The sequence below is a fragment of the Chromobacterium phragmitis genome (genome assembly GCF_003325475.1).
In the GTDB taxonomy this organism is placed as follows: Bacteria; Pseudomonadota; Gammaproteobacteria; order Burkholderiales; family Chromobacteriaceae; genus Chromobacterium; species Chromobacterium phragmitis.
The window spans coordinates 4,164,508-4,177,736 of record NZ_CP029495.1 but is presented as its reverse complement, the minus strand read 5'-3'; the positions used below and the strand labels follow the sequence as shown (position 1 = coordinate 4,177,736).

The 13,229-nt window shown below is 66.0% G+C and carries 15 protein-coding genes; 3 read left to right on the top strand and 12 right to left on the bottom strand.

Annotated elements, in window-relative coordinates:
• Nucleotides 1-121: 121 nt before the first annotated feature.
• Together DK842_RS19825 and DK842_RS19820 are read right to left on the bottom strand one after the other, a co-directional pair.
• Nucleotides 122-769 carry a response regulator gene (locus DK842_RS19825; protein ID WP_114063006.1) on the bottom strand — a complete coding sequence of 216 codons (648 nt, stop codon included), beginning with the start codon at nucleotides 767-769 and terminating at the stop codon, nucleotides 122-124.
• Nucleotides 766-2,670, bottom strand: coding sequence for a type IV pili methyl-accepting chemotaxis transducer N-terminal domain-containing protein (locus DK842_RS19820; protein ID WP_114063005.1), 1,905 nt, complete (start codon nucleotides 2,668-2,670; stop codon nucleotides 766-768). The genes DK842_RS19825 and DK842_RS19820 overlap by 4 nt, the downstream gene beginning before the upstream one ends.
• A gap of 132 nt (nucleotides 2,671-2,802) precedes the next feature.
• Between DK842_RS19820 and mobB the strand changes: the two genes are divergently transcribed.
• Nucleotides 2,803-3,306, top strand: a complete 504-nt coding sequence (gene mobB, locus DK842_RS19815) for a molybdopterin-guanine dinucleotide biosynthesis protein B (protein ID WP_114063004.1) — start codon at nucleotides 2,803-2,805, stop codon at nucleotides 3,304-3,306.
• Here mobB and moaA read toward each other — a convergent pair.
• Nucleotides 3,284-4,258, bottom strand: a complete 975-nt coding sequence (gene moaA / locus DK842_RS19810) for a GTP 3',8-cyclase MoaA (protein ID WP_114063003.1) — start codon at nucleotides 4,256-4,258, stop codon at nucleotides 3,284-3,286. The two genes, mobB and moaA, sit on opposite strands and share 23 nt — an antisense overlap.
• 282 nt (nucleotides 4,259-4,540) lie before the next feature.
• Between moaA and DK842_RS19805 the strand changes: the two genes are divergently transcribed.
• Nucleotides 4,541-5,482: a DMT family transporter gene (locus tag DK842_RS19805; protein ID WP_114063002.1), complete on the top strand. Its 942-nt coding sequence runs from the start codon at nucleotides 4,541-4,543 to the stop codon at nucleotides 5,480-5,482.
• Between the two features lie 68 nt (nucleotides 5,483-5,550).
• Here the strand turns inward: DK842_RS19805 and DK842_RS19800 are convergent, their stop codons facing one another.
• The 8 genes from DK842_RS19800 to DK842_RS19765 form a co-directional block, all read right to left on the bottom strand.
• Nucleotides 5,551-6,120, bottom strand: coding sequence for a hypothetical protein (locus DK842_RS19800; RefSeq protein WP_114063001.1), 570 nt, complete (start codon nucleotides 6,118-6,120; stop codon nucleotides 5,551-5,553).
• On the bottom strand, nucleotides 6,117-6,770 hold the full coding sequence (locus tag DK842_RS19795) for a DUF484 family protein (RefSeq protein ID WP_114063000.1): 654 nt from the start codon (nucleotides 6,768-6,770) through the stop codon (nucleotides 6,117-6,119). The genes DK842_RS19800 and DK842_RS19795 overlap by 4 nt, the downstream gene beginning before the upstream one ends.
• A gap of 55 nt (nucleotides 6,771-6,825) precedes the next feature.
• Nucleotides 6,826-7,656, bottom strand: a complete 831-nt coding sequence (dapF, locus tag DK842_RS19790; protein WP_114062999.1) for a diaminopimelate epimerase — start codon at nucleotides 7,654-7,656, stop codon at nucleotides 6,826-6,828.
• A 91-nt stretch (nucleotides 7,657-7,747) separates the two neighbouring features.
• Entirely contained in the window at nucleotides 7,748-8,533 is a 786-nt protein-coding gene (locus tag DK842_RS19785) for an anti-sigma factor family protein (protein ID WP_114062998.1), read from the bottom strand.
• Complete coding sequence (locus DK842_RS19780) at nucleotides 8,530-9,000, bottom strand: RNA polymerase sigma factor (RefSeq protein ID WP_269779802.1); 471 nt, start codon at nucleotides 8,998-9,000, stop codon at nucleotides 8,530-8,532. Before DK842_RS19780 ends, DK842_RS19785 begins: the two co-directional genes overlap by 4 nt.
• 26 nt (nucleotides 9,001-9,026) lie before the next feature.
• Nucleotides 9,027-10,004 (bottom strand): YncE family protein, encoded by a 978-nt coding sequence (locus tag DK842_RS19775; RefSeq protein ID WP_114062996.1) that lies wholly within the window; start codon nucleotides 10,002-10,004, stop codon nucleotides 9,027-9,029.
• Nucleotides 10,005-10,045: 41 nt separating this feature from the next.
• A complete protein-coding gene (locus DK842_RS19770) occupies nucleotides 10,046-10,420 on the bottom strand; it encodes a COG4315 family predicted lipoprotein (protein ID WP_114062995.1) in 375 nt (124 codons plus the stop codon).
• 160 nt (nucleotides 10,421-10,580) lie between these two features.
• A complete protein-coding gene (locus DK842_RS19765) occupies nucleotides 10,581-11,144 on the bottom strand; it encodes a C40 family peptidase (protein WP_198414584.1) in 564 nt (187 codons plus the stop codon).
• Between the two features lie 257 nt (nucleotides 11,145-11,401).
• Here DK842_RS19765 and DK842_RS19760 point away from each other — a divergent pair, with 257 nt between their 5' ends.
• The gene (locus tag DK842_RS19760; RefSeq protein ID WP_114062994.1) at nucleotides 11,402-12,373 is read left to right on the top strand and encodes a substrate-binding domain-containing protein; all 972 of its coding nucleotides are present in this window, start codon (nucleotides 11,402-11,404) and stop codon (nucleotides 12,371-12,373) included.
• A 6-nt stretch (nucleotides 12,374-12,379) separates the two neighbouring features.
• Here the strand turns inward: DK842_RS19760 and DK842_RS19755 are convergent, their stop codons facing one another.
• A complete protein-coding gene (locus DK842_RS19755; protein ID WP_114062993.1) occupies nucleotides 12,380-13,177 on the bottom strand; it encodes a substrate-binding periplasmic protein in 798 nt (265 codons plus the stop codon).
• Nucleotides 13,178-13,229: the final 52 nt, after the last annotated feature.

Genomic DNA, 13,229 nt, shown 5'->3' with positions numbered 1-13,229 from the left:
GCGATTGGCTCATTTTGGAGGACGGCCGTGTCTGTTTCTCTTCCTTGTGGTCGTTCATGCGTCATTCGCGGGCATGGGGATAGGACGCGCCATCGCAGCAAACACCCCACCCGAAGCGCGCTCAGACCTTGTCCAGCCCATGCTCCACGGCATAAACCGCCGCCTGCACCCGGCTGCTCAGCGACAGCTTGCGCAGGATGTTCTGCACGTGGACCTTGACCGTGCTCTCGGCCAGGTCCAGCGCGCGGGCGATTTCCTTGTTGCTGGAGCCGCGGGCCAGCCAGCCCAGCGTTTCCCGCTCGCGCGGGGTCAGCGCGTCGGCCTCGCTGGCCTTGGCCGCCGGCTGGCGCAGGCGGGCCAGCAGCTTGGCGGTCATTTCCGGCGACAGCACGCTGTCGCCGTCCACCGCGCGGCGCACGCTGTCCAGCAAAAAGTCGGCGTTGATGTTTTTCAGCAGATAGCCGCGCGCGCCGCCGCGCATGCATTCGGCCAGATCGTCTCCATCCTCGGACACGGTCAGCATCAGCACCGCGGCGTCGGGGCAGCCGCTCAGTATCTGGCCCAGCGCCTCGCGGCCGTTCATCACCGGCATGTCGAGGTCCAGCAACACCACGTCGGGCTTCAGCTGCTCTGCCTGCTTCACCCCTTCCAGACCGTCGGCGGCTTCGCCCACCACCACGAAGTCGTCCTGCCGTTGCAGCAGCGCCTTGAGTCCGCTGCGGAACAGCGTGTGATCGTCAATCAGTAAAATGCGTATCGCTTGTGTCATGCGCTGGTGCGCTCCTCTTTGGGCAGGGTCAGCTCCACCGTGGTGCCCTGATCGGGCTCCGAGCGGATCTGTATCTGGCTGTGTATGCGGTTGGCCCGCTCTTGCATGATGGACACGCCGACGTGGCGCGCAGCCTTGGCTGCCATCTGCTCGGGGGAGAAGCCGCGGCCGTTGTCGCTGATGCGCATGCGGAAGCTGGCGCCGTTGTCTATTTCCACCTTAACCGCGCTGGCGGCGGCGTGCTTGCGGATATTGGACAGGGCCTCTTGCAGGATGAAGAACACCTGTAGTTGCTGTTGCGGGTCCAGCGGCTTGCCTTCGCCGCTCAGCTCAAGGCTGGCGGGGATGCGGGTTTGCTGTTCGAAGCGCTGCAGCAGCGTCAGCACTGCCTCGGGAAACTCCTGCTTGCTGATGCGGGTGCGGAAGTTCAACAGCAATTCGCGCACGTCTTCGTAGCATTCCTGCACGCCGGCGCGGATGAAGGCCAGGTTTTCCCGCGCCAGCTCCTCCTCGCGCGCGTTCATCGCGTCTTCCAGCATCTGCGACTGCAGATTGAGGAAAGACAGCGACTGGGCGATGCTGTCGTGCAGGCCCTGGGCCATCAGGTTGCGTTCTTCCGACACCGCGAAATGCCGCTCGCGCGCGCTCAGCCGCTGGTTTTCTATGGCCACGCCCAGGTGCTGGCCCAGGGTCTCGATCAGGATTTGCTCCGCCATCGACAGCGTGCGCTTTTCACGGAAGTACAGCGTGAAGATGCCGACATCCTCGCGCTGGTTGCGGATGTGGAACACGGCGATGGAAGCGAAGCCGGCCTTGCGGCAGTGGCGGATTTCCTCTCCCTCCAATTCGCCGATGTGGCGCAGCACGGCGAAGGGCTGCTGCACCGCTTCGCCGCAGTGGCAGGCGTCGTTGGGGATGCATTCCTCGTGGATCGCCATCTCCTCGGGCAGGCCTTGCTGGGCGACCTGGTCCAGCTTGCCGCGCTCCGGGTCCACCAGCCTCGCGTTGGCGGCGTCGGCGCCGGTCAGGCGCATCAGCCGGCGGAGGAAACCCTGGCAGGTCTCGTCCAGCGCGCGCTGCTGGTGCAGGAAAGATGTCATGTCGTACAGCGTTTTCAGGCGCAGGTTTTGTTCTTCCACCTCGCGCGTCTTCTGGCTGACCTTGTTTTCCAGGTTCTGGTACAGGTCCTGCATCCGGTCCGCCATCTGGTTGAAGCCGGCGGCCAGCATGCCGAATTCGTCCCGGCGGTCCACATCCACCCGGGTGTCCAGCTCGCCTTCACGCAGGCGGCGTATCGCGTCGCTGAGCACGCTGACCGGATTGATCACCATCAGGAACAGCATGTAGGCCATGGTCACCGCGCCGGCCAGCGCCATCGCGATCAGCACCATCTGGAACATCCGCAGCAGATTGGTGTGGCTTTCGTTGTCGCGCTCCACCAGGCTGACCAGGCTGTCGATCTCGGCGACGAAGGCATGCAGCCGCTGCGGCGTGGGCTGGGCGCCGTCCTCTGCCAGCAGCAGCGGGCGGATGTCGTCGCGCCAGCGCAGTTCCAGGCGGCGCTGCTGGTCGCGGATGTCGCGGTTGTCTGGCAGGAACAGCGGCCGGGCCGGATCGCCGCGCTTGAGCCGGGCCAGGGTCTGGTCGAAGCCGCCCACCTCGTCCAGCAGCTGTCGGCGCGGCGCATGGGTGGACAGCAGGTAGGCCGCGCGGAAGGTGCGCATGCGCAGGCTGCCGACATCGTTGATGGCGGCGGCGCCGCCCTCCAGCCGCCAGGACAGGGCCAGGGTGTAACCTATCGATACCAGGGCCACCAGCAGGGCCAGCAGCGACAGCACCAGCAATTTGCTGGACAGGGTCTGGAGGCGGCCGCCGAAACGGCCGGGCTTGAGCGTGAACATGATTCTGCTTTTGGCGGATGGCCAACGCGGGCGGCGGGCTGCACAATATCGCGTCGGCGCTTAAGTTTAGATTTTGACTGTTTGAACATAGCGTTTATCAACGGTTCAGACAATCCGCCAAAAGGAGAATGCATGCAAGCGGTACTGGGAATTTGCGGTTATTCCGGCAGCGGCAAGACCACCTTGCTGGAGGCGATGCTGCCGCGGCTGAAGCGGGCGGGGCTGCGGGTGGCGGTGATCAAGCACAGCCATCACGATGTGCAGCTGGACGCGCCAGGCAAGGACAGCTTCCGCCACCGCCAGGCCGGCGCCAGCGAGGTGATGATCGTGTCGCCGCGCCGAGTGGGCGTGTTCGCGGAAACCGAGCGCGAACTGACGCTGGACGAGCAGCTGGCGCGCTTGTCGCCGTGCGACCTGGTATTGCTGGAGGGGCAGAAAACGCTGCCGGTGCCCAAGCTGGAGGTGTACCGGCCTGCCTTGGGCAAGCCTGCGCGCTACGAGACCGATCCGAATATCATCGCGGTGGCCAGCGACGCGCCGCTGACGGCCGACATCCCGGTGCTGGATCTGAACGACGCGGACGCGGTGGCGCAGTTCATCGCCGCCTGGCTGGCTAGCCGCCGGTTTGCGACATGAAGCGCATCACCTTGGCCGGCGCGTCCAGGAAGTCGTGTTTTTCCGGCTTCAGCTCGATGGCGGCGCGGATGGCCGCCTCCAGCTCCGCGTCGCTGCAGCCGGCTCGCAGCATGGGACGCAGCGGGTAGCTTTGCTCCTGGCCCAGGCACAGGTAGAGGGTGCCTTCCACCGACATCCGCACCCGGTTGCAGCTGGCGCAGAAGTGCTGGCTGATCGGGGTGATCAGGCCCAGCGTGAAGCGCCCGTCGCGGGACCCCCAGTAGCGGGCAGGGCCGCCGCCCAGGCTGCGGCTGAGCTCGGACAGGCCGAAACGGCCGCTCAGCCGGGCCAGGATGGGCGCAAGCGCGCTGCCCCGCGTCCGGCGGCCGCTGTCGCCCATCGGCATCGCTTCGATCAGGCGCAAGATGAAGCCGTGTTCGATGCAGAATTCCGCCATCGCTTCGATGTCGCCGTCGTTGACCCCGGCGATGGGGACCATGTTGATCTTGATCCGGTCGAAGCCGGCGTCCTTGGCGGCGGCCAGGCCGGCGAGGGCCTTGGGCAGGCTGTCGCTGCCGGTAAGTTCGGCCACGCAGTCGCGGCGCAGCGAGTCCAGGCTGACGTTGAGCCGGCTTACGCCGGCGCGGCGCAGGGCCTCGGCATGCCGTTTCAGTTGGGTGGCGTTGGTGGACAGCGACAGATCGGCGAGGCCGGGCAGCGCGGACAGCCGTCCGGCAAGCCGAGGCAGATCGCGGCGCAGCAGCGGCTCGCCGCCGGTCAGGCGGATGCGGCGGGTGCCGAGGCGGACGAAGGCCGCGGCGACGCGTTCGATCTCGTCGAAGTTCAGCCAGTGCGACGGTTCCTCGAAACCTTTGAAGCCCTTGGGCAGGCAATAGCTGCAGCGCAGATCGCAGCGATCGGTGACGGAGAGCCGCAGGTATTCGATGGCGCGGCCAAAGCGGTCGGACAACATGGTGCATCCTCGGGGACTGCCGATATGTCGGAAATTCTATGCCGGAAAGCGCCGGGCGGCAGTTCCCAGGAGGAGGGAGGCGGCCTAGCTATTTAGGCGTAGGCGGAGGAGGGAGGCTCGATTTCGCCTTGCGGGAGGAGCTTGCGCCATTTTTGTGTTTATTGAACTTCCATGTCAATTAAATCCAATTGTATGGATTTGTGTGTCTGTTTAATATTAATTATTAAAATAATTGATCGTTGAATTGTTGTAAAATGGCACAAATTGTTTACATTCCTCGCCATGTCCGCCGCTTATACCCAACGCAACGCCTATATCCTGCTGGTGCTGACCATGTTGATGTGGTCCACCAATTTCGTCATCGCCCGCGCGCTGCACACGCAGCTGGGGCCGTTCACGCTGGCCTTCGCCCGTTGGGGCATCGCGCTGGCCTGCGTGCTGCCGTTCGCCCTTCCCAGGCTGCGCCGCAACTGGGGCAAGCTGCGCGCGCAGTGGCCGCTGTTGCTAGTCCTGGGCCTGTTCGGCATCGGCCTGACCAATACCTGTCTCTATTGGGCGGTGCAGACCACCACTGCCACCAACGCGGTGATCCTGAACAGCGCGACGCCGGTGATGGTGCTGATGCTGGGTTCTTTGTATTTCCGCCAGCGGCTGAGCAGCCGGCAATGGATGGGCATGACGCTGGCGCTGTGCGGCGCCTTGCTGATCGTGCTGAAGGGCAAGCTGCTGGAGATCGGCGGTTTCCATTTCGGCGGCGGCGACCTGTTCGTGCTGGCCGGCGGCCTGAGCTGGGCCATTTACACGCTGGGCCTGCGCAAGCTGAAGCCGGGCATTGATCCCATGGTGCAGATGGCCGCGCTGCTGCTGGTGGGCGAGGCCGCGCTGCTGCCGCTGTTCCTGGTGGAGTTGTCGTCGCGCGGCCTGCCGACGCTGGGCGCCGGCGCCGCGGCCAGCCTGCTGTATCTGGGCGCGTTGCCTTCCGTGGCGGCTTATCTGCTGTACAACCGCGCCATCGCGATGGTGGGCACCGCCAAGGCGGCCGCCTTCCTGTACTTGATGCCGGCTTTCGGCGCGCTGCAGTCCATTGCGCTGTTGGGCGAAGAGCTGCATTGGTATCACGCGGCCGGCTTGGCCGCCATTTTCGGCGGCATCGCGCTCAGCTCTCTGAGTCGGGGCGAGGCGCGAGAGGTTGCAGGCGCGGGGCTGAAAACGAGAGGGTCCTGATCCGGCGGTTCGGACGGAACGAAAAAAAGCGGCGCTTTCCCGCGCCGCTTTTTTCATGCCTCAACGGGTCAGGTCAGATACAGCAGCAGCGGCATCGCGCGCACGGCCAGCCAGGCCAGCGCGAGAGGCAGCAGCAGGCACAAGCCGCCCCAGAAAACCCAGCGGGTTTCGCAGTCGGCGCGCCGGCGCATTTCCATCAGTTGCAGCCGGTAGGCGATATAGCTGATGACGGCTACCAGGGGAGAGACCAGCACATAGGCGGCCATCGGCCGCCATTCCAGCCAGGGGGACAGCGCCAGCACGCCGAGGTGCAGGGCCAACTGGCTGGCGAACAGCGCGGCCAGGCGCACGTCGCGGCCCGGGAAGCGCAAGGCGCGCCGGCACACGCGCATGTGGACCGCCGCCCACATCGCGGCGGCGATGCCCAGCCAGGCATAGGGATAGAACAGCGGCAATATCAGCGGCTCGATCGAAACCGGCTCGGGATGATGGTCCAGCAATACGGCCAGCAGCAGGTAGGCGGCCAGGAAGCAGGCGACGGCGGTGCCGTCGCGTCCGCGCGCCAGCCGCCAGACCATGTGCAGCGAAAACAGAACGAGTACGGAGAGCAGCAGAATTCCGACAGGCGTCGCCGTCATGCAGCCTCCAGCGCCGACAGCAGCGCGGCGGAAACCAGCTCGCCGATCTGGGCCAGATACTGGGTGTGCATGTCCAGGGTGAAGCGTTGGGAGTCGTCGCTGGCCAGCACCAGAATGCCGAAGGGCTGGCCTGCCTCGTTTTTCAGCGCCACTTGGGCGAAGGACTGCAGCACCGGCGTGGCGGGGAACCAGCTCAGCACCTCGTCGTTGACGTAGGGGCCGCAGTAGGGCGAGACCAGATTGCGGGCCAGGCCCTGTACTTCATTGCGGGCGTTGTAGTGCTCTGCGTCGCCCTCGGCCGCCGGGTGCCACAGTTTCAGCGCCGCGCGGTCCAACTGGAACTCCCGGCGCAGGCTGCCCTTGAGCTCGGCGATCATCGCCTGGGCGTCGCGGGCGGCCAGCAGCGACAGCGTCAGACGGTGCAGCCTGGCGAGCAGGCGGTCGTTGTCCTGTCCGCGCTCCACCCATTGCTGCAGCTGCGCTTCCAACTGGCGGTTCTGATCCTTCAATTCCAGCATCTGGCGCTCGACGAAGGACACCACGACCCGCTCGCCGGTTTGCGGCGCGGCTTGCAGGCCGAAGCGGGCGGCGTGCTGTTGCAGGAAATCGGGATGCTCGTCGAGAAATGCCAGGACTTGTTCGCTGTGCATCGGCCTTGTCCTTTCCTTATCGGGATGCGGAAATGGGTTGGTGTCGCCTTGGGGATTAAAGTTCGATTTCGCCGCGGAAAACGGTGACGGCGGGCCCGGTCATGATCACCGGCCGGCCTTCGCCCGCCCACTCGATCAGGATGTCGCCGCCGCGAGCGCGCACGATGACGCGCGCGTCCAGCAGGCCCTGGCGAATGCCGCAGACCGCCGCCGCGCAGGCACCGGTGCCGCAGGCCAGCGTTTCGCCGGCGCCGCGCTCGTAGACGCGCAGGCGGATCTCGCCGCGGTTGAGTATTTGCATGAAGCCGGCGTTCACCCGTTGCGGAAAGGCGGGATGGTTCTCGATCAAGGGGCCGATTTCGGCCACCGGCGCGGCGTCCACGTCATCCACCAGCTGCACCGCGTGCGGATTGCCCATCGAGGCGATGCCGATCTCGACGTCGCCGCCGGCGACGGGCAGCGCGTAGGTCAGCGCTTCGGCATCGGCGAGGAAGGGCAAGTCGGCGGGCGCGAAGCGCGGCACGCCCATGTCGACGCGGACCTGTCCGTCGCCCAGGTATTCCGGCGAGATCACGCCGCGCGCGGTTTCCACCGAGATGCGCGATTTGTCGGTCAGCCGCTCGTCGCGGACGAACTTGGCGAAGCAGCGCGCGCCGTTGCCGCATTGCTCGACTTCGCCGCCGTCGTTGTTGAAGATGCGGTAGCGGAAGTCGTGGCCGGCCTCGCGCGGCGCCTCCACCAGCAGCAACTGATCGAAGCCTATGCCCAACTGGCGGTTGCCGAGCAGGCGGATCTGTTCCGTGGAGAGCGAGACGGACTGGCGCACGCCGTCGACGACCATGAAGTCGTTGCCCAGGCCGTGCATCTTGCTGAATTTCAGTTTCATCGGTGTCGCGTGGCGATGCATTGTGGATGGAGCAGCTTAGCACAGCCGGGCGCGAGATACACCGGGGCGGCCAAGGCCCGGGCTCGAAGGCTTAGCCTGCGGCCAGCTGGCGCTGCGCCAGCGCCGCCAGCGCCGCCAGCTTGTCTCGCGGCATGCCGGCGGACAGGGCGTAGCCGCGGCCATGCTCCCACCAGTAATAGACGTTGACCGGCCCTTGGCTGGCGAAGTGGAATCCCTTTTCCGATTGCGGCCGGGCGCCGTTGGCCACGTACAGCGTCACCCGTTGTCCGGCGGCGTCGTGATACATCAACTGGGCTACCGGGCCTTGTTCGCCGGGCAGCAGGCGTCCGCCTATCAACTCATAGCCGGCCGGCGCCAGCTGGGGCGGCGTGATGGGGCTGCGCATGCGGCGCGATAGCCAGGCGACCATCTGCGCCTCCTGGTCCACGCCGATCTCGACCGGACGCTGGATGTCGGGGCTGTACACCACGTGGGCCATGGCGGCTCGGCGCGGCAGGCTGTCCGCCGCGTAGTCGGCGGCTTGGGCGGAGGGTTCGGGCTGGTAAGCTTGCCGTCCGTACCAGCCGCCGCCCAGTCCCAGCGCGAACACCAGCCCGGCGGCCATGGCCTGGCTGAGCCACGCCGGAGCTGGGCGTCGGGAAGGCGGCCTGGCCGCGGCCAACAGCCGGCTGGGCATGGCTTCTTGTTCTGGCAGCGGCCACAATTCGCGCAGCGCGTCGTCCTGCTCGCGCCATTGATCCAGCCGCCGGACGGCATCGGGATGCGTCTCCAGCCAGGCTGCCACTTCTTCGGCCTGCCGCTGGGTCAATTCGCCGTCAAGATAGGCCTGCAGCGTTTCCGCATTCGGTTCGGTCATGGCTTTGCGCCTCCGTATTCAACCATCAATTGCCGCAGCCGCTCGCGCCCCCGGTGAAGGCGCGACATCACGGTGCCCATCGCCAGCCCCAGAACCTTGGCGATGTCCTGGTAGCGCATCTCTTCCACCACCGCCAACAACAGGACCTCTCTTTGCTCCGCCGGCAGCTGCGCGATGGCGCGGTCGAGGTCGCGCAGCCGAAGCGTCCGCTCATGGGCGGGCGGGACGGCCAGTTCCGCCCACTCCTCGTCGGACAGCTCGCTGGCCGGGCGGCTGCGCCGAACGTGGTCCACGTGCCGGTTGTGCATGATGCCGAACAGCCAGGGGCGGATGTCGGTGTCCGGCCGCCATTGCCGCCAGCCGCGCCAGGCCGACTCCAGCGTGTCCTGGACCAGATCGTCGGCGAGCGCCGCGTTCCGTTCCAGCACGCGCGCGTAGCGGCGCAGGCGGGCGAGGTTGTCCAGCAGCAGTCGATGAAACTGCCGCTCTGGTGCTAATTCACCGATGGCTTGATCTCCCGGGTGATCCGGCGCGTCGCCAAGTCCAGCTCGGCCACGCTCAGGTCCTCGTTCAGCACCCAGGCCTTGCGGCTGTCCCGGCTGAAGGAGATGGCCTGGCGCGGGCCGGACAGGCCGCCGATCTGCGCGGCGGGCGTGAAGGCCGGCAGGGCGACTTCGGTCAGCGAGTCGCTCTTCAGGTTGCCAGAATACAAGACTTTGCCGTCTGGGCGCAGCGCGGCGCCGTAAGGCTCGCTTCCCACCGCGACGGTGGCTGTGATCAGCCCCGTTTTCGTATCCACCTTGGACAGGGTGTCGTTGCCGCTATTGGCCGCGTACAGGATGCCGCCGTCGGCGGAGATCGAAATGGCGCGGATCTTGTTGAAGCCGCCGATTTCCCTGAGCACGGACAGGGATGCGGTATCCACCACGCTCAGTTTGTCGCTGCGGAAATTGGTGACATAGAGATCGGCGCCGTCCGGCGACAGCTTGACGCCTTGGCGCGGGCCGGAGAATCCAGTGATCACCTTGCTGACCCGCCAGGCTTTGAGATCCACCACGCTGACGGTATTGGACGCCTGGTTGTTGACATAGAGTCGCTCGCCTTGGCGGTCGATGGCGCTGCCGAAAGCGCCGGGCCCCAGCGCCAGGCTGGCTTCCAGTTTCAATGTGCCGGCATTCCATCGTTCCAGCAGGCCCTTGCTGCTATCGGTGACGTAGAAGCTGCGGCCATCGGGCGAAAACACGATGTTGCGCGGCGTGATGAAGCCGGGCAGCGTCGCCCGTTGCTCGCCGCTGGCCAAGTCGTACACCTTCAGCGTTGGGCTCTGGCTATTGCCGGCGATCGCCAGGCTTTCGTCGGGACTGATCGCCAGCGTGTTGTTGCGGATGTCGGGGTCGAAAGCCTGGGCGGCCGAGGCTTGCGCAAGCGCCCACAAGATGGCGGCGGAGATGAGGGTGGCGGTTTTTCGCATGCGGGTCTTCTCTCTTGGATTTGGGTTTCGGCTCGGCGGGGTTACGGTTTGGCCACGCGCCACAGTTGCTTGAAGTTGTCGCCCTTGCGTTCGCCGGGCGCGCTGTCCTGAGCGAAGCGGTACAGCGGCTTGCCGCGCCACGACCATTGACGCGAGCCGTCGTCTCGCGTCACCAGGCCCAGATCGCCTTCCGGCTTGTCATCCGCGCCGGCGGCCAGGGGCGGCCAGAGCCCCGCGCACGGGCCGTTGCAGGCGCTGCGGCCATCGCCAGTCTTGTCTTTCTCGAAAACGTAGAGCGTCATGCCGGCGGTGTCGGTCAGCGCGCCGTCGCGTGTCGACACCGGCGAGGGCGCGGCCAGGCTCGAGGCGGTGGCGAAGGCGGCGAGCATGCCGCCGAGCAGCAAAGTGCGTTTCATCGATGACTCCTGATCGGATTGGCGGAGTGCGGAACGTTTGTTCCGCGCTTGCATAGGGGTATACGCAAGGCCGCCGCCGATTATTCCCGGCGGAGTGAAATATTTTTTGGCGAGGGACGAAAGGCGGGAGGGGCAGCCGCCGCGAAGGCGGCTGGCGGGGTCAGGCGCGCAGCACGGTGCGCGCGCCTTCGTAGCGGGGCGCGAAATAGACGTTGTCCAGCCGCGCGACCCGGATCGTGCTGTTGCTGCGCGGGGCGTGGACGAATTTGCCGTCGCCGATGAAGATGCCCATATGGGAAAACGGCCGGTTCATGGTGTTGAAGAACACCAGATCGCCGACTTGCATCTGGTTGTCCGGAATGGCACGCGCGATGCCGGCGATCTGGGCCGCGTTGTGCGGCAGGCGGATGCCGACGGCGTTCTGGTAGATGTAGCTGACCATGCCGCTGCAATCGAGGCCGGCTTCGGGATTGTTGCCGCCGAAGCGGTAGCCGCCGTCCAGCAGGCCTATCGTGTACAGCAGGATTTCGCGGCCGTTGCCGTCGGCCCGCAGATTGGACAGCGAGGTGTCGCCGCCTGGCTTGCCGGGGCGCGGGCGATGCTGGCCGGTTTTGGTGGGGGTGGTGCCGCAGGCGGCGAGCAAAGCCGCCAGACCCGCCAGCGCGGCGCCCTTGAGCAGGCGGCGCCGGTCGAAGTTGTCATCCCTCAGCGGGTTGTCTTGCATGTTCGCTTGGACTCCTGTCATTTCATGCCGCGACGATCGAAATGCTTCGCCGTTCGTCGGGTCGATTCTCAGTGCGGGCCGGCCATCCCGGCAGGTTCTCCGAGCGGTGGGATAGGGAGGGCGGCGTTTGGGGGAAGTATAGCGCGGGCCAGAGCCGCAGCCATGGCGGCAGTGTAAATGCGGCGTTGTTTTTCGCAATGACTCACGAATGCACGCCCTAGAATGAAGACCGGGCAAGACCAGTTTGGGGAAGTGGAATGAACCGTTCGATGATCGCGAAAATGGCTTCCTGGATGGGCGCAGCTGCGCTCGCCCTGGCGGCGGCGCCAGCGAGTGCCGCCGATATCGTTTACATCGCCGCCAAGGCGGAGCTGCCCTTTTGGTCAACGGTGGGGCAGGGCGTCAAGGCGGTGGCGGAGTCCAACGGCTACGCCTATGTGGAAATGGACAGCGGGCTCAGCGCGGAGAGGCAGCTGGACAATGTCCGCCGCGCCGTCGAGCAGCATGCGGCGGGCATCGTGATTTCCCCTACCAACAGCAAGTCGGCGGAGGATGCGTTGCTGTTGGCCAAGCGGGCCAAGATTCCGGTAGCCATCGCCGATATCGGCTCGAGCGGCGGAGATTACGTCAGCTTCGTCAAGTCGGACAACTATCGCGGCGCTTACGACGTAGGCGTGGCGCTGGCGAAGGAGATGCGCGCGCGCGGCTGGGGCGGCGGGGCGTACGGCATGATCGCGATAGAGTTGGCCCGGAAGAACGGGCTGGATCGCAGCAATGGATTCCGCGACGCGATGCGGGACGCGGGATTCCCTCGCGAATCCGTGCTGAGGCAGATGCGGGATTACTCCGCAGAAGAAACCTACCATTACGTTCGCGCCGCGCTGGCGGCGCATCCGGAGCTGCGAGGATTGTTCGTGGAGACGGATCAGCCGGTTGAAGGGGCGCTGCGGGCGATCCGGGAGGCGGGCAGGGATAAGCAGATGCTGCTGGTTTCCTTTGACGCGATGCCCGAAGTCGCGAGTTTGCTCAAACGCGGGGCATTGATCGCAGTCGGCATGCAGCAGCCATACTTGATGGGCCGTTCGGCGGCGGAAGGCTTGGCGGCGCAACTGCATGGAAAGCCGCCGGCCAGGGAGGTGTTGATCCCGGTTCTGGTGGCGACGCGCCTCAATATCGACCAGTTGATGCCGGTCGCAGCCAGAACGGTATTCGGCAGGCCGCCTAAATAACGGCGATCAGGGCGTCATCCGCTCCATCTCGCCGTTGCGCGTCAGATCGCGGATGGTGGCGTTGAAAGACTGGCGCAGCGCAACGCCGTCTTTCGTCGCGGGGGTGAATTCGAAGTGCAAACCGGCCGGAGCCTCGCCGGGCAGCTCGGCTCGAGCTAAGCCGGGTTGGTTGATCGCGTCGCGCAAGGCGGCATCGCGTTGCGACAGATTGTCTATCACTTCCTTGAATTCGATGAAGACGTCGCAGCGGTCCTCCGCTACTTTGGCGATCGCGCTGCGGACGTTTTTGGCGCCAGTGTCCTGGCGCGATGGGGCGGCGCCGAGCGCGGTCAGATTGCTGCCGAACAGCCCGCAGGCGCGAAAGCGCTTCAGATCGTCCGGCGAGCGCAGCGGCGCGGCGTCGGGGTGCTTGCGGCGGGAGTAGAAGTACAGATGGTGGACCGTGGCGTACGCATCGGTGGCCAGAAAGCGGGCGGGGTCGAGCTCGCGGGTGGGTACGTCGATGGCGATGTCCAGTTGGCCGTGGGCGACCATTTCCCGACAGCGCTTCCAGGGCAGCCTCTGCACGGCGGCCGGCTCCAGTCCGGCTCGCCTCAGCGCGCGCTGCAGCACGTTGATGGCGAGCCCGGTATCCTGGGCGACGCCGGATTCGCCGGACGACGCGGTGAAAACATAGGGCGGGAAATCAGCGTCCGACGCGCAGGCGCGCAGTGGCTGGCCATGCGCGCCTGCCATCGCCATCGCCATCGCCATCGCCGCGGCCAGAGGCAGGGCAGGAGTATCGAGTGTCGGGACGCGCCGCATGCTTTTCCACCGGTTGTCGGCGGGGCGGGCGCCGCCGCCTCCTTCCGGTGTA

Bases quoted from the DNA above. Each gene is read 5' to 3' on its own strand.
- DK842_RS19755 (WP_114062993.1), bottom strand. From the start codon at position 13,177: ATGCGGCGCGTCCCGACACTCGATACTCCTGCCCTGCCTCTGGCCGCG.
- DK842_RS19805 (WP_114063002.1), top strand. From the start codon at position 4,541: ATGTCCGCCGCTTATACCCAACGCAACGCCTATATCCTGCTGGTGCTG.
- moaA (WP_114063003.1), bottom strand. From the start codon at position 4,258: ATGTTGTCCGACCGCTTTGGCCGCGCCATCGAATACCTGCGGCTCTCC.
- mobB (WP_114063004.1), top strand. From the start codon at position 2,803: ATGCAAGCGGTACTGGGAATTTGCGGTTATTCCGGCAGCGGCAAGACC.
- DK842_RS19820 (WP_114063005.1), bottom strand. From the start codon at position 2,670: ATGTTCACGCTCAAGCCCGGCCGTTTCGGCGGCCGCCTCCAGACCCTG.
- DK842_RS19795 (WP_114063000.1), bottom strand. From the start codon at position 6,770: ATGCACAGCGAACAAGTCCTGGCATTTCTCGACGAGCATCCCGATTTC.
- DK842_RS19760 (WP_114062994.1), top strand. From the start codon at position 11,402: ATGAACCGTTCGATGATCGCGAAAATGGCTTCCTGGATGGGCGCAGCT.
- DK842_RS19800 (WP_114063001.1), bottom strand. From the start codon at position 6,120: ATGACGGCGACGCCTGTCGGAATTCTGCTGCTCTCCGTACTCGTTCTG.
- DK842_RS19785 (WP_114062998.1), bottom strand. From the start codon at position 8,533: ATGACCGAACCGAATGCGGAAACGCTGCAGGCCTATCTTGACGGCGAA.
- DK842_RS19770 (WP_114062995.1), bottom strand. From the start codon at position 10,420: ATGAAACGCACTTTGCTGCTCGGCGGCATGCTCGCCGCCTTCGCCACC.
- DK842_RS19775 (WP_114062996.1), bottom strand. From the start codon at position 10,004: ATGCGAAAAACCGCCACCCTCATCTCCGCCGCCATCTTGTGGGCGCTT.
- DK842_RS19825 (WP_114063006.1), bottom strand. From the start codon at position 769: ATGACACAAGCGATACGCATTTTACTGATTGACGATCACACGCTGTTC.
- DK842_RS19765 (WP_198414584.1), bottom strand. From the start codon at position 11,144: ATGCAAGACAACCCGCTGAGGGATGACAACTTCGACCGGCGCCGCCTG.
- dapF (WP_114062999.1), bottom strand. From the start codon at position 7,656: ATGAAACTGAAATTCAGCAAGATGCACGGCCTGGGCAACGACTTCATG.